The following is a 21,564-nucleotide window of genomic DNA, read 5'->3' on the forward strand; positions in this document are numbered from 1 at the left end:
CTATCTTATTACAACTTAATATTCAATTTTGTGTAATAGAAAGCTCCGTTTGTACCCATTTGTGTAGCATCCCATAATCCTCCACTGTCGGTGAAACTATCTTGCTTTGTTGGGTATATATTAAACAAATTATTTGTCCCTATTTGAAGATTAATCAAGCGATTTAATTGATAACTAAAATGAAGATCTGTTGTTAACTTTGCACGATAAATATCTGTTGCCGCAGCTAGCCTTTCAATTTCTGAATTATTAAATTTTGATAAACTTTGTGTTATTTTCCAATCAATTAATTGAACACTGCTGAACCTCGTAAAGTTTAGAGAGGTTTTTAACTTTTTATATTGATAATGAATCCCTAAATTAAATTTGTTTTTTGGAGCAGAGGCTATCAAAAACTGACGGTCTCTAGCTCCAAAAAAGGTCTCTTTGTCTAAGTTTTTATTTTTGATTTTTGTAATGCTCATCTCATTTACGTTGCCAGACAAGTTTAACGTCAATTCACTGTGATCCCACTTTTTACCCCAATTTAAGACAAGGTCTACACCTGTCGTTTTTGTATCCACACCGTTTGCAAAAAATTGCACATTGTCAACATCTATGTTCAAATCTGAAGCATCAAAGTTTCCACTTAAAATAATCCGATCTTTCACCGCTACGTAATAGGCATCAATGGTAGCATTAAATGCTGCACCTAACTTTGTTGCTAATCCAAAACTAAAATTTCGTGCTTTTTCTTCTTTCAGATTTTCAATACCAAACCTTCGTGCAATGGGGCTATTGTTAGCGACCAAGAGCGACTCTGAAGGCGCATCTCCGATAAAATTTGTGAATTTTAAATTGTAATAAGATTGTACCAAAGAGGGAGCCCTAAAACCAGTGCTAAACGAACTTCTCATATTTAATTTGTTGGAAAGCCGATATCGGGAGGCCAATTTGTAATTTAACGTACTCCCAAAATCGCTATAATATTCAAAGCGCACAGCAGTACCTAACATGAATCTTTTAGAAAAATCAATCTCTGTATCTAAATAAAAACTGATATTAGAACGATTTCGATTTACTTCATTTTCTGGAGAATACCCAGGAAAACCCTGGGAGCCTCCAGGCACTATTTGTCCATTAAAGCTAGTGTAGTCTGAAGGTGGAGTTTCGGAATTTACAAAATCTCCCTGCACGTCATAGGACCCATAAGAGGCTTCTTCCCCAGAAAATATTCTGTATTTATCCAATCGATATTCGGATCCTACAGCAATATTAAATCCAATTATTTTCTTCGAGAAATACTTAGAAAAATCGATACTTGTTGTATTCTGTATCAATTGATGGCCACCCGCATCAAACTCTGTTGGAGAGTACTCTTTAAGAGTCGCATTTAATGTGTTTTTAATAAAATATTGAAAATTATTTCTTCCTACTACATTGTTTAAATCAGTGCTCCAACCCTTTAAATAGGTACGTATACCAATAGACAGCGAATTGTCTATAATATTTGAAGTAATTAATGGGTTGAACCCATTTGGATAAATTGCCTTCACATTCCTTTTACTGTTTGGATTTCTGGTAAAAGCAAATGCCGCAGTATTTTTAAAATTAAATCCTCCATTGACATAAAGTTTAGCACTCCTGTGCAATGGTATTTCTGCATTTAAAAAAATACTGGCATTTCTTACAGCAGCTTGCCCATATTTTTCTCTTGCACTTGTGCCAGGTCGTATCGTATTTTCTGTAGACAACACTTCTGAAGAAAAATTTATAAATCCCCCTTCATTAATTTTCGTTCCATAATTTAAACCAAACTTATAGGTAAAACCGTCTACGCTATTTGGAAAAATTCCCTCGCTGTCTGCATTGTTAAACCCAAGTGTCGAAGTAACATTTAATTCATTATCTGTATCTTTTAATACAATATTCAAAACTCCTGCAATTGCATCGGAGCCATATTGCGCAGAAGCACCGTCTCTTAGCAACTCTATTCTTTTGATTGCTGAAATGGGAATTGCATTTAAATCTGTTCCCGAGTTCCCTCTACCTCGCGTTCCGTACAGATTTATTAAAGAGGTTTGATGCCTTCTTTTGCCATTGACCAAGACAAGTGTTTGATCAGGCCCTAAGCCTCTAATTGTAGCAGGGTCTATGTGATCTGCACCGTCTGCACCAGACTGTTTTGAAGCGTTAAAAGAAGGAATGGTATATTGTAAAAATTGATTGATTTCCACCTGACTACTTTTAGAGGATGCTTTTTCTATATCAATAAAATCGATAGCCACAGGAGTATCAGTAGCCATCCTGTTTTTATTTCTAGATCCTACAACTTGAACTTCGTCTAAATCTTGACCCGATACCAAAACGAGGGTATGGAATATCTCTGAGTTGAGTTTTTGCGCTTTAGAACGGTGTCCTAAAAAGCTCACTGTTACCATATTTCCTTTTTGAATTTCAAACTCAAAAGTTCCATCTAAATCTGTGGTAGTACCTGACAAAGACTGTTCTTCTTGAAGTGCTGCACCAACAAGCGGCGTGCTGTCTGAACTTAGAACAATGCCTCTAACAGTGATTCGTTCTCCCTTGAAAAAAGTATTAAGTCCAATAATATTCGAAGAAATGATCTTTTCCCTATTGACAGATCTGTTTTTATTTGCGGTTTTTTTAAGGTAAATAACGTAATAATTATTTCCTAAGTCATCAAAGAAAAAAGGAGTAAGCTTTTCTAACAAAGAAATAGAAGCACTCAAAGAAAGATTTGTAAATCCTTCTTCTTGTAGGTATTTATTGGAGATTAGATTTGCTTTGTACGTGAAAAAAATTTGGTATTTGTTCCCAATTTTGTCAAGTAAACCAGACAAAGAAACTGCACTTTTTTTACCTTCTTGCGCTGTCGTTACTTGAAAAACGCAGCTTACAAGAACAAAAAATATTCCTTTTATGAATATTGATCTTAAAATCATGTACTCGTATTATATTGCCTATTTCTCACTAATAATTAAGCTATTATCTTTTTTTATAATAGTTACGTCAACAGATTTTTCTATAGCTTTTATACAGATGTCAATATTTGTAATAGGAACTGCTCCAGTTATTAAAATATTTTTAGTTTTATCCTCTTTAAAAACGATAGAAAAACCGTAAGATTCTTCTATCTTTTCCATTGCTTTTTCCAAAGATAAGTTTTCAAAAAGTAAAGACCCATCTTTCCACGAAGTTTTTATAATGGGATTAAAAATATTTTTGTCTTCTAAAATTTCATCTTTTTTCGCTGAGTAAGCAATATAATTTCCTGGAATCATCTTTTTGTCAGCTCCATTTTTAAGTTTCAGCCAAATACTACCCTCTTCTAAAAAGACTGCTGTTTTTTTCTTTTTTGTGTTTACATTAAATGAAGTGCCATATACCTCGACAGATAAATCGTCTGTTAAAACCCAAAATTTTGCTTGAGTTGCTACTTTTTTATCCACTTGAAAAAAGGCTTCTCCAGAAAGCCAAACTTTCCGACTTTCATCTTTATAATAAGATAAAGTTGAGTTTGAATTTAGGGTTACATCACTCCCATCTAAAAGCTTTATATTTAAAATTTCGCCATAATTTGTTTTGTGGGTAACCTTTGTCTTGCCAACTGCGAAATAAATACTGAGAGAAATTATCAGCAATGCAGATGCAGCAGCAAATCGCGGTAAGAAGCGTACTTTTCTTTTTTTAATTTTTTTATTTGATTGTATTTTTGCTTCTAATTTATTCCACTCGAAAGCAACTTTTTCTTTGGAAACCAATTTTGCATCAAACGAAACTCCTAAAACAAGGTCTTTTGCCTTGTTTACAAGTGCACCCTTCTCGGGATTGTTCGCAATCCAAAACTCCCAGAAATTTATATCTGTGCCATTGTTTTGTAAACACCAATTTTTAAAAGAACCGTCTTCTAAAAAATCATTGATGTGGTCATACTTTTTCTTAATCATTTCAATTGTATCTTTCTTCTATCTATATAAGCAACTCTTTCTCTTTTTCTACTCTTAAAATTATGTTAAAGCCTAGTTAAATAATTTCACAATCGCTATTCCTTCTTTAAGACTCTTAATTGCTTTGTGCAATATATTTACAACGCTTTGGTAATTTATATCCATTACTTCCGCTATTTCTGTCGCATTTAGACCAGTGTAATACTTTAAGTAAACGGCTTCCTTTTGTCTTTTTGGTAATTTATTTAATAATAGAGACAAGTTTTTATTTTTAAAGAGCACAGTTTCTTGATTGGTAATTACCTCTTCTGCGGTAAATTGAATGTCAATAAAATTTTCATTTGAGAAATCTGTATGTTTCATCTTTTCATTTTTCTTCATCACTTTCAACAAAAAACGTTTGTAAGAAGTAAAAAGATAGGGAGCAATGGTCTCTAAGTCGCTCAAGTGCTCTCGATGTTCGTATACATATAAGAAAAAATCTTGCAAGGTGTCTTCTGTAACCACGGTGCTCTTTGATATTTTCAAGCCATAGCTATGGAGTGCCGGATAAAAACTTTCAAAAAGCACAGAAAAGGCTTTTAAATCGCCCTCTTTCAATGCATTCCATAAAAATTTATCTGTTAACTTTTCCATGAATAAATAGGTTCTTAATACCGTTATAAAAGTAAACAAAAATATCGAAGCATCTTTAACCTACTTTTAACAAGAATAAATATGTTAAAATTGTAGATTTGTTTTTAAAAATAAAACCTAATATAAGATATCATGGATGTAGATGTAAGAGCTATTAATGAGAAGATCGAGAAAGAAAGCGCCTTTATAGATATTCTTACCTTAGAAATGAACAAGGTGATTGTCGGTCAAAAACAAATGATTGAGAGCTTGTTAATTGGACTCCTCGGAAATGGTCATATTTTATTAGAAGGTGTTCCTGGCCTGGCAAAAACCTTAGCAATTAACACGCTTTCCAAGGCCGTTCAAGCGAGCTTCAGCAGAGTGCAGTTTACACCAGATTTATTGCCAGCAGATGTCGTTGGAACCATGATTTACAATATGAAGGAAAATGACTTCATGATTAAAAAAGGTCCTATTTTTGCAAATTTTGTTTTGGCAGACGAAATAAACAGAGCACCTGCGAAAGTACAATCGGCTTTATTAGAAGCCATGCAAGAACGTCAAATCACTATTGGTGATACCACCTTTAAATTAGACGAACCTTTTTTGGTAATGGCAACTCAAAATCCCGTAGAACAAGAAGGTACCTATCCACTGCCAGAAGCACAGGTAGACAGGTTCATGTTGAAAGTAGTTATCGATTACCCAAAATTGCAAGATGAACAGCTTATTATGCGTCAGAATTTATCTGGAGAATTTGCCACGGTAAACCCAGTAATTTCTGTTGCGCAGATTATAAAAGCGAGAGCGGTCGCGAATGAAGTATACATGGATGAAAAAATTGAAAAATACATCCTAGATATTATTTTTGCTACGCGATACCCAGAAAAATACAACCTTGCAAATCTAAAAGATTTAATTAATTTTGGAGCTTCTCCTCGTGGAAGTATCAATTTAGCAAAAGCAGCAAAATGTTACGCTTTTATCAAAAGAAGGGGATATGTAATTCCAGAAGATGTGCGGGCAGTTGTTTTTGATGTGCTCCGACATAGAATAGGAATTACGTACGAAGCAGAGGCGGAGAACGTAACTTCTGTAGACATTATAAATGCCATCATTAACGAGATTGAGGTACCATAGAATCACCAAAGTGTTTCTTAACAAGTACTAACTGCGCTTTAATACTACTGCGAAAACAGATTATATATTACCACTGAATACCGTCTACCGAGCACATGGATACCAAAGAAATACTTAAAAAAGTTCGAAAAATAGAAATTAAGACAAAACGCTTGTCTAATGATATTTTCGGTGGAGAATATCATTCTTCTTTCAAAGGCCGAGGCATGACTTTTTCAGAAGTGCGCCAATATCAGTTTGGCGATGATGTGCGCGCAATTGATTGGAATGTTACTGCCCGTTACAACGAACCATATATTAAAGTCTTTGAGGAAGAACGTGAACTTACCATGATGCTTTTAGTAGATGTTTCGGGCTCCGAACTTTTTGGAACCGCTACACAATTTAAAAAAGATACAGTAACAGAGATCGCTGCAACTTTGGCCTTTTCTGCAACCCAAAACAACGACAAAGTTGGACTCATTTTGTTTTCTGACGATATTGAGCTTTTTATTCCTCCAAAAAAAGGAAAAAGTCATGTTTTAAGAATCATTAGAGAGCTTATTGAGTTTCAACCCAAAAGTAAGAAGACAGATATCGCCGCGGCATTGAAATTTTTATCCAGTGTCCTAAAAAAAAGAGCCATTGTTTTTATGCTTTCTGATTTTATGGACGATGCTTACGAAAAAACATTAAAAATTGCAGCTAAAAAACACGATTTGACTGGAATTCGAATATTTGATACCTGTGATGAAGAGATTCCTAATTTAGGAATGGTACCCATGGTAGATTCGGAAACTGGCATGATTCAATTGGTTAACACGGCCTCTAAATCGGTAAGAACAAGTTATAAGAGCAACGCGTTAAAGCTCTCTGATTATTATACAAATATGTTTAAAAGGAGTGGTGCAGGAAGTGTTAGCGCACGTGTTGATGAAAATTATGTAAAAAAATTATTGGGCTACTTTAAACACAAAGGAAGATAGTTCCTTTTTAAAAATGAAAAAACAACTCCGCTACATCTTTCTTTTTATTTCAGTCATTGGATTCGCTCAAAAACCAATGGTAAGAGCAGAAATAGACACCACCAATATCAGAATTGGAGAACAATTTCAATTAAAAATTTCTGTTGCAGAGATCGAGAATGTTATCATCCCAAAAATAAGCTTAATAGGACTCGAAATTATCGATTCCACCCGCACAGACACACTGAAAAACAGTTTGATTCGACGCTACATTTTAACAGGTTTCGACAGCGGTGCCTTTTACATTCCACAACAGCAAATTTTTGTAAAAAACCAAGCTTTTCTAACAGATTCTCTTCTGATAAACGTTGCTACCATTAGAATAGACACAACGAAAGTGAAAAAATTTCCCATTAAAACAATTCAGAAAGAGCCGTATACATTTGATGATTTTAGCCTTTATCTGTATCTCCTTTTGGCTATTTTAGCAATCGTGGGTTTTTGGATATATTGGTTTGTCATCCGAAAAAGAGAATCAGAAATAGAAATTTCAACATACAAAGCATTACCCCCTTATGAAGAAGCGCTTCTAAAACTAACAGCTTTGGATGAAAAGCTGTTGTGGCAAAATAATAAAACAAAAGAGTACTATTCTGAACTTACAGAAATTGTTCGTGGGTATATCGAACGTGAATTAAAAGTTCCCGCCCTAGAAAAAACTACTGATGAAGTCTTAGAAATGATCAATATCTTTAAAAAATCAGACACGGTTGATACTTCAAAAGAAACCATCGAACTCTTAAAAGACTTATTCCGAGAAGCCGATTTAGTGAAGTTTGCAAAATCCAAACCTTTGGCCATAGAAATTGAAGACGATCGGCGAGATGCAGAATATATCATAGGCAACTTAAAGCCAAAAACAATAATCAAAGAAGAAGAAGAAGATGAACTGGAGTAATTTTGAATTTTACAACCCTGAGTTTCTCTGGCTGCTGCTTGTGCTTCCACTCGTTGCAGCGTGGCAGTTTTTTATGCGAAAAAAAGATACCGCTCTTCTCACAATACCCAGCATCAAAGGATTTAAAACAACGTCCTTTGTGTCGAAATTAAAACCAGTATTGTACCTTTTGCGCCTTCTTGCGTTGGCAGCAATTATAATCGCTCTGGCACGCCCGAGAAATGTTGCGGTAAGCAAGAAAACAAAGACAAATAGCGGTATAGATATTATCATGGCAATTGATGTTTCTGCGAGTATGTTGGCAAGAGACTTAAAACCAAACAGACTGGAGGCCCTTAAAAAAGTAGCCATAGACTTTGTAGACCGAAGACCCAATGACCGCATTGGTATTGTAGTATATGCAGGGGAAAGCTTTACGCAAACACCAATTACCAGTGATAAAAACATTGTAAAAAGAACGATTTCTGAACTTCAATGGGGTCAGTTAGATGGTGGAACAGCTATCGGCATGGGCTTAGGCTCTGGAGTGAACAGACTAAAAGAAAGTACCGCAAAGAGTAAAGTTATTATTTTACTAACTGATGGTGTAAATAACGCAGGAAATATTGATCCAAGAACTGCAACAGAGCTTGCAAGGGAACTAGAAATAAAAGTGTACACCATTGGAATTGGAACAAACGGAATGGCAGATTTCCCATGGAGTAAAGACCCGAGAACGGGAAAATTAAATTTTAGGAAGCAACAAGTAGAAATAGACGAAAAACTTTTACAGGAAATCGCTACAGCCACGGACGGAAAATATTTTAGAGCGACAGACAACCAATCTTTAAAAGAAATTTATGATGAAATTGATGCGCTTGAAAAAACAAAAATAGAAGAATTCAAATACTATAACTATCAAGAAAAATTTAGAGTTTTCATCTTTTTAAGCATTGGACTCTTACTGTTAGAGTTTGTTTTAAAAAACACGCTGTTTAAGAGCTTTCTCTAAAATTTCATGGAAGCCCCTGTTGGTATTAGATAGACTACTTGAACTGTACACTGTTACTAAAAATAAAACATAAAAAGGTACCACAAAACGCAAATAACCGCATAGCCATTTAAAAAATGTACAAAATAGAAGAACCCATTTATTTTTACCTTCTGCTCATCGTGCCAAGCATGCTTGTTCTTTTCTTGTTTGTTTTATGGTGGAAAAAAAGGACACAGCAAAAGTTTTCTACTCCCAAACTATTAAAGATATTAGCACCCAATGCTTCTGGATTTAAAGCGGCTCTAAAAGTTACAATACTCCTTTTGGGAATGACTTTTCTCATCATTTCTTTAACCAACCCAAAAATGGGTAGCAAGCTAAAAACAATAAAAAGAGAAGGTGTCGATATTGTGTTTGCCTTGGACATTTCTAAAAGCATGTTGGCCGAGGACATTGCTCCAAACCGTCTAGAAAAATCAAAACAAATTATCTCTAAAATTATTGATCGTTTAGGTTCAGATCGTGTTGGTATAATTGTCTATGCCGGTAATTCGTATCCTTTATTGCCCATAACCACAGATCACGCCGCAGCGAATATGTTTTTGCAAAATGCCAACCCAGATATGGTTTCAAGTCAAGGAACCGCAATTAATGAAGCACTCGAACTGGCAAAAACCTATTATAACAACGATGAACAAACCAACCGCTTTCTAATCATTCTTTCAGACGGTGAAGACCACCAGGAGGAAACAAAACAGGTGGCACAAAATTTAGCTAATAACGGAGTTAAAATATATACGATTGGAGTTGGGACAGCACGAGGTGGTCCTATTCCCATCCGCGTAAATGGCGCAATGATTGGTTACAAGAAAGACAATAAAGGTGAAACTGTTATTAGCAAACGTGTTTCTGAAGTTTTGCAAGGAATTGCCGATACCTCTGACGGAACCTATATTGACGGGAATGTTACAGAAAACCCCGTAGACCAGCTTGCTGAAATTATTGCGAATGCTGAAAAAAGTGAATTTGAAACCAAACAATTTTCTGATTACAAAGACCAATTTCAATGGTTTTTAGCCATCGGATTGTTCTTTCTAATTTTAGACACCTTCCTGTTTGATAAAAAAACAAGGTGGTTGAGAAAAGTCGATTTATTTAACGAAGAAAAAAAGAAGTCCTAAAATGAAAAAAGTAAAATATCTTCTACTCCTTATTTTAAGCCTCTCTGCAACACAAAAAATTGCGGCTCAAAAAGATACCATTGCACAACAAAGGCAGGCAAGAAAAATGCTGCGTCAAGGCAATGAATTGTATGAAAATGAAAAATTTACAGATGCCTCTGTGGCTTATCAAAAAGCATTGGGGGAAAATTCTAATTATGACAAAGCAAACTATAATTTAGGAAATGCCTTGTATCAAAATAAAAATTTTAAAGAAGCCATTCCACAGTACGAGCTGACCACAAAAACAGCCACAAATCCAGCGACAAAAGCAGCCGCATTTCACAATATAGGAAATGCAATGATGGAATCTAAAAATTACCAAGGTGCTGTAGATGCTTTTAAAAATGGGCTAAGAAGTAATCCCAATGATGACGAAACCCGCTACAATCTCGCCGTTGCTCAAAAACTATTAGACAAGGAGAAAAAGGAAAATAAAGACGACAAAAAAAAAGATAAAAATGATGACAAAAATGATGACAAGAAAGATAAAAACAAGGATCCTAAAGATGATCCTAACGGAGACAAAGACAAGGACCAAAAAAATGATAAAAACAAAGATAAAGAACAAGATAAAAAGCAAAATTCAGACAAAAATAAAGAACAAGATAAAAAGCAGCCTAAGCCAAAAGAAGGAAAAATGTCTCCGCAACAAGTAAAGCAATTGTTAGAAAGCTTAAATAACGAGGAAAAGAAAACCCAGAAGAAAATGAATGCTAAAAAAGCAAAAGGGAAGAAAATAAAACAAGAGAAAGATTGGTAGATTTACCCTTTTAGACAAATTTAATGAAGTTGAAATTATACATATCTCTATTTATTTGTATTCTGAGCGCCGCGATCGTTGCACAAGAAGCGACCTTAAAAATTAGCGTTAGTAAGAACAAATTAGGCATAAACCAGCGTTTGCGTGTAGAGTTTTCTATTGATAAACAAGGAGGTGAAAACTTTACACCTCCAAGTTTTACTAATTTTAAAGTTGTAGGCGGACCGAGTCAATCTGTAAGCCAATCTTGGATTAACGGCAACGTTAGCTTCCAACAGTCTTATACTTACATCATTGAACCTACAATAAAAGGAGAAATTACTATTGGAAGCGCCACCGTAAAAATAGGTGGAAAGCTGATAAAATCAGACCCCGCTAAAATTATTGTGCTGGATGCCGTCGAAATACCTAAAGACCCAAACGATCCGAATTATATTGCCCAACAAAACATTCATCTGGTCGCAGAAATCTCTCAAATTAGACCTTATGTTGGCGAAGGAATTTATGTAGAATACAGGTTGTATGTAAGCGAAAACGTGAGTGTATATGATACTTCTGTCACAGAAGCCCCAACCTATGTTGGCTTTTGGAATCAAGATATTAAAATAAGTGATTTCCCTGTTAAAATGGGAAAATATAACGGTGAGGATTATAGGTATATCGTACTTCAAAAAGCCTTATTAATTCCAACAAAAACGGGAAAACTTTCTATCGATCCTATGAAAATGGATATTGTTATTGGTGTTCCTTCCGGCAGATCTGATTTTTTTGGAAATGCAATTACTAGAAATGTAAGAAGAGAGTTTGCCTCGGCTAAAAAAATAATTAATCCAAAAGAGCTTCCAATAGCTGGGAAGCCGGAGAATTTCGCGGGTGCTGTTGGCGCATTTGATTTTACCGTTTCCTTAAGTAAAGATATTTTAAAAGCAAACGAGACAAGTCTGGTAGAAATAGCTGTTTCTGGGAAAGGAAATTTAAAACTTTTTGAACTGCCTGCAATCGCAACTCCTGCAGAATTAGAAATGTATCAACCAGAAAGAAAAGAACGTGTTCGCATTAGTTCAACTGGGATTTCTGGTGCTGTAACAGATACGTACACCGTAGTGCCATTGTTCAAGGGAAAATACAAAATACCAAGCGTATCCTTCTCTTATTTTAATCCAAAAGAGGAACAATACAAAACGATTGCTACTGACGATTTTTATGTAGATGTGCAAGAAGGCAAAGAGCTAGTTCGCGCAGATACAACTTCTTCCAAAAAACAAACGGTACTCTCCGCAGATAGAAACTTTAGATATATCGCAACAAAAACTCATTTTGTAACTGTTGATAAAACAGACTTTTTTAAGTCCACCCTCTTTTATATTTTACTGTTATTGCCAATGCTTGCAATTCCTATGGGCATCTATATTGGAAGAAAAAATGAAGAGCGCAACAATGATCTGGTTGGAAATAAACTCAGAAAAGCACAGAAATTAGCAAAAAAATATCTTTCTGAAGCCCAAAAGCAATTGGGTAAAAAAGAAGCTTTCTATGAAGCCTTAGAACGCGCTTTACACAATTATTTAAAAGCGAAACTAGGCCTGGAAACGGCAGATATTAGCAAGGAAAAAATTGCCGAAATCTTAGAAAATAAAAAGGTCGAGAAAAACACGATACTCCAATTTACCGAAGTCTTACAAAGTTCTGATTTCGCAAGGTATACACCCTATACGGCAAACCAAATGAAAGAAGAGTTTGAGCGTGCAAAAAATGTAATTATTCAATTAGATAAACAATTGTAATATGAAAAATATTTTATTTTTAGTAGTGCTGATGGCAAATAGTATCGCTGCTCAAAATAGCGACAGTTTGTTTGTCTCAGCGAACAATTTTTACAAAATAGGTTCCTTTGAAAAAGCGATTGAAGACTATAAAAAAATAGAAGCTCAAAATACTGTATCTACAGAGTTGTATTTAAATTTAGGAAATACTCATTACAAGTTAAATCAGGTGGGTCCCGCTATCTACTATTATGAAAAAGCATTAAAACTAGACCCTGCAAATAACGACGCAGCAAATAATTTAGTGTTTGCAAAACGTTTGGCCTTAGACAACATCGCTACAGTGCCTAAAACTATTTTTCAACGATTTCATGAAAACTACCTGCAACAATTGACTTACAATGCGTGGGCTGGTTTAGCAGTTCTCTTTTCTTTTCTGACAGCGTTGCTATTCTTACTCTTTTATTTTGCGTACACCCCTCGTAAAAAGAGAATATACTTTACGGCAGGTGGACTCAGTTGCATCCTTTTTATTTTTATACTTTTTATCACCAATAATCAATACACTCGATTTCAAAATAATAAAGAAGCAATTGTATTTGCTGAAAAAACTGCTATCCGAGATGCGCCAACATTAAACGCTGAAGCTATTTTCACCTTACATGAGGGCACAAAAGTGGTCGTTTTAGATGCGGTAGATAATTGGAAAAAGATACAACTAGCAGATGGAAAACAAGGATGGATCATTGCGGATGAAATTAAATTGTTAAATAGTTTTTAATTTTTATTTAACAAAAAATCCAGAAACATTCCTTATTTTTGTGTTTCTACAAAATAGAACAAAAAAAATTGAGAATACGTATTGCACTTTTCTTTTCAATATTATTTATTAGTCTTGTAATAGCACCTACGCTTATTTTGTTGTCAAATCCATCTCAAGACATTGCTTATCTAATCGACCTTAACGAAGAGGAAGAAGAAGAAAACAAAGTGCAAGAAATATCGAAAGGTGACTCAAAGCTAAAAATTTATCCACCTAATTGTATTTCTTCTATTTTATTTAGTGACTTTGAAAGTAAAAGAAACATCCGCTTCAATTCAAAAAATTACGTTTCAAAATACCCTCAGGTAAGCACCCCGCCTCCAAAAACGACGCTATAATAGCTTCCGCATTACACAACAATCCTTATTTATTTAAATAAAACGCTAAGTATTCAATACTCAGTGTTAAAATCATTTATACATGTTTAAACACATTAAAAACGACTTGCCTGCAAGTGTCGTAGTATTTTTTGTCGCATTGCCCTTATGTTTAGGAATTGCACTCGCCAGTGGAGCGCCACTTTTTTCTGGATTAATTTCTGGAATTATTGGAGGAATTGTCGTGGGAGCCTTAAGTGACTCTAAAATTGGAGTTAGTGGACCCGCAGCGGGATTGGCTGCCATCGTACTTACTGCAATTGGGACATTAGGTGGCTATGAGAACTTTTTGGTTGCCGTTGTTTTAGGTGGTGTTATTCAATTAGTATTTGGAATATTAAAAGCAGGAATTATTGGTTATTACTTTCCTTCATCTGTAATTAAAGGCATGTTAACCGGTATTGGAATTATTATTATTCTAAAACAAATTCCACATTTTTTTGGCTATAATACTAATCCAGAAGGGAATTTTGCCTTTTTTCAAGTAGATGGTAAAAACACTTTTTCAGAGATTCTCAACACGGTAAATAACGTGAGTATCGGTGCTACCATTGTCGGTTTTATAGGCCTTGGAATTTTAATACTTTGGAGCACTGTTTTGTCAAAGAAAGGAAAAATATTTCAAATTATTCAAGGACCGTTAGTTGCAGTAGTTGCGGGTATTGTATACTATTTTGTGACCAATGGAAGCACAAATTATGGCATCAGTGAGACGCATTTAGTAAGTGTACCTGTTCCAGACAGTTTTACTTCTTTTATCGGTCAATTTAAATTCCCTAACTTTAATGCGCTCTCCAATCCTCAAGTTTGGGTTACTGGATTTACAATCGCTTTAGTTGCCAGTTTAGAAACATTACTTTGTGTTGAAGCTACTGACAAGATAGATCCACACAAAAATGTTACCCCTACAAACAAAGAATTATTAGCACAAGGAACGGGAAATATTATTTCTGGCCTTATTGGGGGATTGCCAATTACACAAGTAATTGTTCGAAGTTCTGCAAATATTCAATCTGGTGGACGGACAAAGTTAGCGGCTATTATTCATGGTTTTCTATTGTTAATTTCTGTTATTTTAATTCCTACATTGTTAAATAAAATACCACTTTCTGTTTTGGCTGCTATCTTATTGGTGGTTGGTTACAAATTAGCGAAGCCTGCAGTATTTAAAGAAATGCTTCAACTGGGTTGGAAACAGTGGATTCCTTTTACCATAACCGTACTTGGTATCGTTTTTACAGACTTGCTCGTGGGCATCACTGCTGGTTTGCTTGTCGGTATTGTTGTTATTTTAATTAAAAGTTTTCAGAATTCTCACTTTCTACACATTGAAGATAAAAGCAACGGAAAACACAGTATTAAAATGACGCTTGCAGAAGAAGTGACCTTTTTTAACAAAGGAGCCATCTTAAAAGAGCTTGACAGTCTCCCTAGAGATACTTGTTTAGAAATTGACGTTCGTAAAACTAGATTCCTAGATTATGATATTATTGAAATCTTACAAGACTTTGCACTAAAGGCAAAGGAAAGAAATATAGATATTCAATTGATTTCCGAGAGAGGTATTGCTAAAAACCCCGCTAGTTATATTGAGTTTTTTAATTTAAGACCTAAAAAATCTGCTTAACAAAAGTAATTATGGAGCATACTTATAAAATATTAGTCTTATCAGATTTAACCAATTCGGCTGATAAAACAGTAAAAAGTGCGGTGGCCATCGCTAAAATAGTCAGCGCTGATATTGACTTTCTTTACGTAAAGAAGCCATCAGAAGTTGTTGATAAAGACAGCCAGTTGTCCGCGATTAGAACCATTAACAAAACCTACTTTACTGTCGATAAAAAGATTAAAAATTTGATCAGTCCAATTGCAAAAAGCTATAATACCAGAATAAGTCACAGCTTTGTCATTGGAAATATAAAAAATGAAATCGAAGAGTACATTGATAAAAACAAACCAGATATCATTGTCCTTGGGAAACAAAAAACAACACTATTTCCCTTTCTTGGAGACAATATTATACGATTTGTTCTTAAAAAACACAAAGGAACTGTATTCATTGCTGATGATAAAAGTGGCTTAGAACCAGGAAAGGACTTCTCGCTAGGTGTGTTTCAAAACAAACACTCTTCTAGCATTTTCCAAGAAAACATTATAAATGCTACCCAAAAACCATTGACTTATTTTAAAATTGCAGAAAAAAATACATCCTCCAAAAACACCCCTTCCTTAGAATCTCAAAATAAAATGGAGTATATTTTCGAGCAAGGTGATAATGCAGTCAAAAACATTTCAAAGTACCTACTAAAAAAGAAAATTAACGTACTTTTTGTCAGTAGACAGAAGAACCATATCAATTCCAAAAAAACAAGTATTACAGACATTATTAAATCGATTAATTGCTCACTTATCGTAACTAATTAAATATAATTTTATGAAAGCACATACAAAAGAAACGCAAGCAACCCTAACACCAGAAAAAGCCTTATTGTTTTTAAAAGAAGGAAACGTGAGATTTCAGAATAATTTAAAAGCAAATAGAAATCTTTTAGAGCAAGTGAACGACACAAGCACGGGTCAATTTCCTTTTGCAACAATCTTAAGTTGCATCGACTCTAGAGTCTCTGCAGAATTAGTCTTTGATCAAGGGTTGGGAGATATCTTTAGTATACGAATTGCAGGAAATTTTGTGAATGAAGACATTCTAGGCAGTATGGAGTTTGCTTGTAAGTTAGCAGGTACAAAAGTTATTGTGGTCCTAGGGCACACTTCTTGCGGCGCAATAAAAGGGGCTTGTGACGACGCAAAGCTAGGAAACCTAACGACATTAATTAGTAAGATAAAACCCGCTGTTAGGGCTGTTAAATTGCCAGAAGAAGCACATTTAAGAAATTCTAGCAATATTGATTTTGTCAATTCAGTTTCAGAAAAAAATATTTACATGGCTATTGACAATATTCGCGAGCAAAGCAGTGTTTTAAGAGATATGGAATCTGAGGGAACCATCAAAATTATTGGAGCTATGTATGATCTCAATAATGGATTTGTTACTTTCTACTAATGCAAAACTAAATAATTTCTTTAGCGCCAATCCTTTAAAAAGATTGGCTTTTTTTTAAATAATAAAGCCTAGATTGTACTTGTGTAAAAATGTTTTCGAAATTTATGAAAAAAATGTTTTCAAATATCAAAGGAGACGCTTTTGGCGGAATTACTGCAGGTATTGTTGCATTGCCCCTGGCCTTAGCTTTTGGAGTTTCTTCTGGTTTAGGACCCAGTGCCGGTTTGTATGGAGCCATTTTTATTAGTTTTTTTGCAGCACTCTTCGGGGGTACAAGCACTCAGATATCGGGACCAACTGCACCGATGACAGCAGTAAGTATGGTAGTTATTGCAGGAATTGTAGCTACGAATGACGGGGATGTTGAAAAAGCGCTACCCGCCATTTTAACAGTTTTTTTTTTAGCAGGGTTATTTCAAATTATATTAGGACTCGTGGGTCTTGGAAAATACATTAGATACATTCCCTATCCCGTAGTTTCAGGTTTTATGACCGCTATTGGACTGATCATTTTATTAACTCAAGTTTTGCCTTCTATTGGATATTATCCAAAAGAAGACGTTGCTTTTGTAAATACATTTCGAGCAGAAGCCCAAGAAGTAATCTTAGAAAACATCCTAAAAGAAGAAGCTGGAGAGGGTATTTTAGTACTAGAGGACTTTCGTGAAACAAATAGAAGAGGAGCATTGATTTCCGCCAAAGACATTCTCAAAGAATCAGAAACGCTCGCAGCAAAAGAAACTGCAGGTGCCCTAGGAGCCATTAAAGCTTTTCCCAAAGCAATTCAAAATATTAATTGGCTGGAATTCTTATTGGCTTTAGGAACTATTGCTATTATTTACGGTTTTAAACGCATCACCACAAAAATACCAAGCACGCTTGTCGCTTTAATTGTAATGTCTAGTATTGCGGTTGGATTTGGTTTGGACTACCGAACAATTCAGGAAATTCCTAATGGAATTCCCATTCCAAAGTGGGAAATATTTACAACCTTCACCCTGTCTAGTATTACTCCTTATATTTTCACGGCATTGACCTTGGCACTTTTAGGTGCAATAGACTCGCTGTTAACTAGTGTTGTCGCTGATAACATGACCAAAACAAAACACAAACCAAACAAAGAATTAGTAGGTCAAGGACTTGGAAATAGTATCGCTGCTATTTTTGGTGGCATTCCTGGAGCAGGAGCTACGATTCGAACTGTTGTAAATATAAATGCTGGCGGTAAAACAAAACTTTCTGGAATGATTGCAGGAATTATGCTGCTCGTTGTAATGCTAGGCTTAGGTCCTACGGCCTCAAAAATTCCCGCCGGAGTTTTAGCGGGTATCCTAATTACTGTGGGTATTGGAGTGATGGATTACAAAGGACTGAAAGCCATTCCTTATTTGCCCAGAGATACGAAACTTGGGCCTTTCAAGATAAGTTCAGAAGTTTTAATCATGCTTGTTGTTTTGTTACTTTCTACCTTTTGGAATTTAGTATATGCCGTTGGTATTGGTTTGATCATTGCCTCTTTAATGTTCATGAAAAAAATTGGAGATTTAACGGCAGAGCGGTCTGATGTAAAATCATTAAAAGAAGAGTCTTGGGCAGATGAACTTAATTTTCCGTCAAGCTTAAAAGAAAACGTCTTCATAAAACATATCAAAGGGCCTTTATTTTTTGGCTCTACAAGCGAATTTCAAGCACTAACACAACAAATTCCGGAATCTGCAAAAATCGTTATTATGCGTTTGGGAAGAATGCAATATATGGATCAATCCGGATTGTACGCGATGGAAGACATGCTGCAGGATTTAAAGAAAAAAAATATTGAAGTTGTTTTTATTAACCTATTACAGCAACCTAGATACATGATGGAAAGAATTGACATCATTCCAGATTTTATTCCAAAAGAACACATCTTTAAAAATTTTAATTCATGTGTGCAATGGATTAACGAAAACATACAAAAGAATTAGAAAAACAAAAATGATGCCCCATAGAAATAAAGCAGTCACTAGAATTGAACAAGATAAACTAACACCCATGATGGTGCTTCAAGATTTTATTGAGGGGAATGCGCGCTTCATTAGAGACGAAATTCACACCATAGATCACAAGGCCTTAATTACACAAACTACAGATGGGCAGCATCCAAAGGCAATTGTACTCTCGTGCATCGACTCAAGAGTTCCCGTATAGTTAATTTTTGACCAAACTATTGGTGATGTTTTTGTCGCTAGGGTTGCCGGTAACTTTGAAAATATAGATATTTTAGGAAGTATGGAATATTCTTGTAAGGTAGCCGGTAGTAAGTTGATCTTTGTTTTAGGACACGAAAGTTGTGGAGCGATTAAAGCCGCTTGTGATCACGTAGAGCTCGGAAACATCACCGCTATGTTAAGCAATATCCAGCCCGCAGTTCAAAAGTCTAAAAAAGAAATTTCTGGAGACCACAATTCCTCTAATATCGATTTTGTAAATAAAACGATTGAAAATAATGTGCAATTAACCATTGAACGAATTAGAGAAAAAAGTCCTATTTCAAGAGAAATGGAAATGAATAGAGACATTAAGATTGTAGGAGGCGTGTACCACATTAGCAGTGGAAAAGTGGCATTGCTTTAAACATTATGCCACGTTGACCGTGCTAATTTTCAAAAAAAAATCTACTGCCAACTGCAGTAATATTCGCTTTATTAAACAAAAATAACTTTCAACTATTTTACCATTAAATGCAGCACGAGATACCGCGATTCGGTATCGCTATTACGGCACCTTACACTAAAGCCATTACAAAATGTATGCTTGCATTACAATTGCAGAGAATGCGAAAATAAAGTATTAACGAGTTTCTAACTGACAATAAAAATACTTACTATTTAATGATTAATGGGTCCTTTTTAGCTGCTTTCAAAAAGTCTTTCAAAAGAGCATATAGACTTAGATAACTCAGTTTTTTTATGATTTACTCCCACCTAGAAAAGGTTTTTTTAGGCTTATTGTTAGCTTCTATCTCATCGATATTTAAAACAAGGAATGAAGTTCGTCTATTTTCCTGATGCTGTAATTTACTACATTTTACTCGGTTTGAGTGCGCGTCGTTGTCTACACATTTATTGGTTAACTCGTCCTCTCCAAACCCCTTTCCATAAATTCTTTCAGGAGATATTCCTTTGTAGATAATATAATCTACAGCAGATTTAGCTCTTCTTTGAGATAATATTTTATTGTAAGCCCTGTTGCCTTTCGCATCTGTGTGAGAAGCAGAGGCTACAATTATTTTAGGATATTTTGTCATTATACTCACAATTTTATCGAGCTCAATTGCTGCCTCCGACCTAATATTCCATTTATTAGAATCAAAATAAATAGTATTAATTTTTATAATTAACTCATTCCTAGAGTCATATTCAAAATCATTTTCTATTTCTAAAGCAAGGTCTAAATCTAATGTTGTTTTTTCTGAGGTTTCAAAATAGGCTGTATTTTCTTTATAATACTCTTTTGAAGTTGTAATTATAAACTTTTGATTACAGGGTAGTTCAAAAGAAAACAAGCCATTTTCATCGGATATTATGCTTTTAAGAATCGTTCCCAATTCATCCTTAACAATAATTTTAGCTTCTGGTAGATATTTTTTAAACTGTATTTCTCTTAATATCCCAGCAACCGTTTGAATGCAAACAGATTCTATTTGTTCTACTTCATAAATATCGTCTAAACCAGAACTTCCTTTTCTGTTTGAAGATACATATCCTTTTTTTGTTACTGGATTCATTGAAAATGCAAAATCATCTGATCTACTATTCACAGGAAATTTCAGGTTAATTGGATTTGTATAGCCATCGATTTCCTTTCTCGTGGCGTACACATCTAGATCCCCTAAACCAATGTGGCCATCTGAAGAAAAGTACAAAACCTCGTCATCTGAGATAAAAGGAAACATTTCTCTTCCTTCTGTGTTGATTGTAGGACCCAAATTTTCTACGATTCCATATACATTATCTTTATAAACATTTACTGCATAAATATCTGTTTGCCCTACACCTCCCGGCATGTCAGAAATAAAATACAACCGACTTCCATCTTTACTTAATGAGGGGTGCCCAACGGAATAGTCATCACTCGAAAAAGGAAGTTCTACTACATTGTCCCATCGCCCGTTAAACCACTCTGCTTTAAAAATTTTTAAATTATTATAGCCTTTTTTAACCGTCAAAAATTTCTTCTTCACAAAATTATTTCTTGTGAAATACATTGTTTTCTTGTCTAATGAAAAGGTGATGGAAGACTCATTTAAATCTGACTTTATCCCCTTTGCATACAAGGGTCTCACACTTGACAGGTACTCGGCTTCTGAAGAAATATTTTTTTTCCTAACACTAAAGATGTCTAAAAAATTATTTTCTTCCTTACTATCCTTTTCTTCAATGGATAAAGCCCTTCCTCTTGGAGAAGAAAAAAGAATTGTATTCCCGAAATCTGTCACTCCAAAATCGGAATATATTGAGTTTATGCTTCGTAAGTTTGTTACTTTAAATGTTGGGTCAGCCTTCTTTGATGCTGTTGAATACGCGTCTTTTTGCGTGACGTAATCTCCTGTTGGGCGCCCCTTGCTGATATCCCGAAACTTACGCATCCAAAGATTAAACTCGTCAAACCTGCCAATTCCTCTTAAAGACTGGGCATATTTAAACATAAACTTAGGATTGTCTGGTGTAAAGTTTTTAAAAAGCAGCGCATATGCCTCTGCAGCTTCCTCTAAGTCAATATTGTAATAATAACTATCTCCAAGTCTCTCTAAAACATGTTCTGACGGGTTTGTTTGAGCAATTTTTTTATAGACTTCAGACGCACTTTTATAAAAATATTCCTCAAACAACGCATCTGCTGCTTTTATTTCTTTTGTCTGCCCAAACATTATTGTTAAGCAAAAAAACAAGAAGAAAGTGACCAATATACTTTTTTTCATAATTATATTTTTTT

General features: G+C 34.8%; 19 protein-coding genes. 15 read left to right on the plus strand and 4 right to left on the minus strand.

Annotated elements, in window-relative coordinates:
* Positions 1-8: 8 nt before the first annotated feature.
* The 3 genes from PI23P_RS02795 to PI23P_RS02805 all read right to left on the minus strand — a co-directional run bounded on the left by PI23P_RS02795 (position 9) and on the right by PI23P_RS02805 (position 4,586).
* Complete coding sequence (locus tag PI23P_RS02795; protein WP_004569208.1) at positions 9-2,945, minus strand: TonB-dependent receptor; 2,937 nt, start codon at positions 2,943-2,945, stop codon at positions 9-11.
* Positions 2,946-2,963: 18 nt separating this feature from the next.
* Complete coding sequence (locus PI23P_RS02800; RefSeq protein WP_004569209.1) at positions 2,964-3,950, minus strand: FecR family protein; 987 nt, start codon at positions 3,948-3,950, stop codon at positions 2,964-2,966.
* A gap of 72 nt (positions 3,951-4,022) precedes the next feature.
* Positions 4,023-4,586: an RNA polymerase sigma factor gene (locus tag PI23P_RS02805; protein WP_004569210.1), complete on the minus strand. Its 564-nt coding sequence runs from the start codon at positions 4,584-4,586 to the stop codon at positions 4,023-4,025.
* Between the two features lie 132 nt (positions 4,587-4,718).
* Between PI23P_RS02805 and PI23P_RS02810 the strand changes: the two genes are divergently transcribed.
* From PI23P_RS02810 to PI23P_RS12320, 15 genes are all read left to right on the plus strand, one after another.
* The gene (locus PI23P_RS02810; protein WP_004569211.1) at positions 4,719-5,708 is read left to right on the plus strand and encodes an AAA family ATPase; all 990 of its coding nucleotides are present in this window, start codon (positions 4,719-4,721) and stop codon (positions 5,706-5,708) included.
* 95 nt (positions 5,709-5,803) lie between these two features.
* Positions 5,804-6,673: a DUF58 domain-containing protein gene (locus tag PI23P_RS02815; RefSeq protein WP_004569212.1), complete on the plus strand. Its 870-nt coding sequence runs from the start codon at positions 5,804-5,806 to the stop codon at positions 6,671-6,673.
* A gap of 13 nt (positions 6,674-6,686) precedes the next feature.
* A complete protein-coding gene (locus tag PI23P_RS02820; protein ID WP_004569213.1) occupies positions 6,687-7,610 on the plus strand; it encodes a hypothetical protein in 924 nt (307 codons plus the stop codon).
* Positions 7,597-8,601, plus strand: a complete 1,005-nt coding sequence (locus tag PI23P_RS02825) for a vWA domain-containing protein (protein ID WP_004569214.1) — start codon at positions 7,597-7,599, stop codon at positions 8,599-8,601. Before PI23P_RS02820 ends, PI23P_RS02825 begins: the two co-directional genes overlap by 14 nt.
* Positions 8,602-8,717: 116 nt before the next feature.
* Positions 8,718-9,764, plus strand: coding sequence for a vWA domain-containing protein (locus PI23P_RS02830; RefSeq protein WP_026288377.1), 1,047 nt, complete (start codon positions 8,718-8,720; stop codon positions 9,762-9,764).
* Between the two features lies 1 nt (position 9,765).
* Positions 9,766-10,566: a tetratricopeptide repeat protein gene (locus tag PI23P_RS02835; protein ID WP_004569216.1), complete on the plus strand. Its 801-nt coding sequence runs from the start codon at positions 9,766-9,768 to the stop codon at positions 10,564-10,566.
* Positions 10,567-10,589: 23 nt separating this feature from the next.
* Complete coding sequence (locus tag PI23P_RS02840; RefSeq protein ID WP_004569217.1) at positions 10,590-12,350, plus strand: BatD family protein; 1,761 nt, start codon at positions 10,590-10,592, stop codon at positions 12,348-12,350.
* A gap of 1 nt (position 12,351) precedes the next feature.
* Positions 12,352-13,110, plus strand: a complete 759-nt coding sequence (locus PI23P_RS02845; protein WP_004569218.1) for an SH3 domain-containing protein — start codon at positions 12,352-12,354, stop codon at positions 13,108-13,110.
* Between the two features lie 68 nt (positions 13,111-13,178).
* On the plus strand, positions 13,179-13,490 hold the full coding sequence (locus tag PI23P_RS02850) for a hypothetical protein (RefSeq protein WP_018941868.1): 312 nt from the start codon (positions 13,179-13,181) through the stop codon (positions 13,488-13,490).
* Between the two features lie 82 nt (positions 13,491-13,572).
* The gene (locus PI23P_RS02855) at positions 13,573-15,156 is read left to right on the plus strand and encodes a SulP family inorganic anion transporter (protein ID WP_004569220.1); all 1,584 of its coding nucleotides are present in this window, start codon (positions 13,573-13,575) and stop codon (positions 15,154-15,156) included.
* An 11-nt stretch (positions 15,157-15,167) separates the two neighbouring features.
* Complete coding sequence (locus PI23P_RS02860) at positions 15,168-15,953, plus strand: universal stress protein (protein WP_004569221.1); 786 nt, start codon at positions 15,168-15,170, stop codon at positions 15,951-15,953.
* A 10-nt stretch (positions 15,954-15,963) separates the two neighbouring features.
* Entirely contained in the window at positions 15,964-16,590 is a 627-nt protein-coding gene (locus PI23P_RS02865) for a carbonic anhydrase family protein (RefSeq protein WP_004569222.1), read from the plus strand.
* Between the two features lie 104 nt (positions 16,591-16,694).
* Positions 16,695-18,554, plus strand: coding sequence for a SulP family inorganic anion transporter (locus PI23P_RS02870; RefSeq protein ID WP_026288378.1), 1,860 nt, complete (start codon positions 16,695-16,697; stop codon positions 18,552-18,554).
* A 10-nt stretch (positions 18,555-18,564) separates the two neighbouring features.
* Positions 18,565-18,777 (plus strand): carbonic anhydrase, encoded by a 213-nt coding sequence (locus PI23P_RS12885; protein WP_004569224.1) that lies wholly within the window; start codon positions 18,565-18,567, stop codon positions 18,775-18,777.
* Positions 18,778-18,780: 3 nt separating this feature from the next.
* Positions 18,781-19,203, plus strand: a complete 423-nt coding sequence (locus PI23P_RS12320) for a carbonic anhydrase (RefSeq protein ID WP_367888921.1) — start codon at positions 18,781-18,783, stop codon at positions 19,201-19,203.
* Positions 19,204-19,543: 340 nt separating this feature from the next.
* On the opposite strand, the gene PI23P_RS02885 is transcribed toward PI23P_RS12320, so the two are convergent.
* The gene (locus tag PI23P_RS02885) at positions 19,544-21,550 is read right to left on the minus strand and encodes an OmpA family protein (protein ID WP_238299968.1); all 2,007 of its coding nucleotides are present in this window, start codon (positions 21,548-21,550) and stop codon (positions 19,544-19,546) included.
* Positions 21,551-21,564 lie beyond the last annotated feature (14 nt).

The organism is Polaribacter irgensii 23-P (genome assembly GCF_000153225.1).
GTDB classification, from domain to species: Bacteria; Bacteroidota; Bacteroidia; order Flavobacteriales; family Flavobacteriaceae; genus Polaribacter; species Polaribacter irgensii.

Excerpts from the sequence above, each read along its gene's own strand:
- PI23P_RS02795 (WP_004569208.1), bottom strand. The coding sequence starts at position 2,945 with ATGATTTTAAGATCAATATTCATAAAAGGAATATTTTTTGTTCTTGTA.
- PI23P_RS02800 (WP_004569209.1), bottom strand. The coding sequence starts at position 3,950 with ATGATTAAGAAAAAGTATGACCACATCAATGATTTTTTAGAAGACGGT.
- PI23P_RS02805 (WP_004569210.1), bottom strand. The coding sequence starts at position 4,586 with ATGGAAAAGTTAACAGATAAATTTTTATGGAATGCATTGAAAGAGGGC.
- PI23P_RS02810 (WP_004569211.1), top strand. The coding sequence starts at position 4,719 with ATGGATGTAGATGTAAGAGCTATTAATGAGAAGATCGAGAAAGAAAGC.
- PI23P_RS02815 (WP_004569212.1), top strand. The coding sequence starts at position 5,804 with ATGGATACCAAAGAAATACTTAAAAAAGTTCGAAAAATAGAAATTAAG.
- PI23P_RS02820 (WP_004569213.1), top strand. The coding sequence starts at position 6,687 with ATGAAAAAACAACTCCGCTACATCTTTCTTTTTATTTCAGTCATTGGA.
- PI23P_RS02825 (WP_004569214.1), top strand. The coding sequence starts at position 7,597 with ATGAACTGGAGTAATTTTGAATTTTACAACCCTGAGTTTCTCTGGCTG.
- PI23P_RS02830 (WP_026288377.1), top strand. The coding sequence starts at position 8,718 with ATGTACAAAATAGAAGAACCCATTTATTTTTACCTTCTGCTCATCGTG.
- PI23P_RS02835 (WP_004569216.1), top strand. The coding sequence starts at position 9,766 with ATGAAAAAAGTAAAATATCTTCTACTCCTTATTTTAAGCCTCTCTGCA.
- PI23P_RS02840 (WP_004569217.1), top strand. The coding sequence starts at position 10,590 with ATGAAGTTGAAATTATACATATCTCTATTTATTTGTATTCTGAGCGCC.
- PI23P_RS02845 (WP_004569218.1), top strand. The coding sequence starts at position 12,352 with ATGAAAAATATTTTATTTTTAGTAGTGCTGATGGCAAATAGTATCGCT.
- PI23P_RS02855 (WP_004569220.1), top strand. The coding sequence starts at position 13,573 with ATGTTTAAACACATTAAAAACGACTTGCCTGCAAGTGTCGTAGTATTT.
- PI23P_RS02860 (WP_004569221.1), top strand. The coding sequence starts at position 15,168 with ATGGAGCATACTTATAAAATATTAGTCTTATCAGATTTAACCAATTCG.
- PI23P_RS02865 (WP_004569222.1), top strand. The coding sequence starts at position 15,964 with ATGAAAGCACATACAAAAGAAACGCAAGCAACCCTAACACCAGAAAAA.
- PI23P_RS02870 (WP_026288378.1), top strand. The coding sequence starts at position 16,695 with ATGAAAAAAATGTTTTCAAATATCAAAGGAGACGCTTTTGGCGGAATT.
- PI23P_RS12885 (WP_004569224.1), top strand. The coding sequence starts at position 18,565 with ATGATGCCCCATAGAAATAAAGCAGTCACTAGAATTGAACAAGATAAA.
- PI23P_RS02885 (WP_238299968.1), bottom strand. The coding sequence starts at position 21,550 with ATGAAAAAAAGTATATTGGTCACTTTCTTCTTGTTTTTTTGCTTAACA.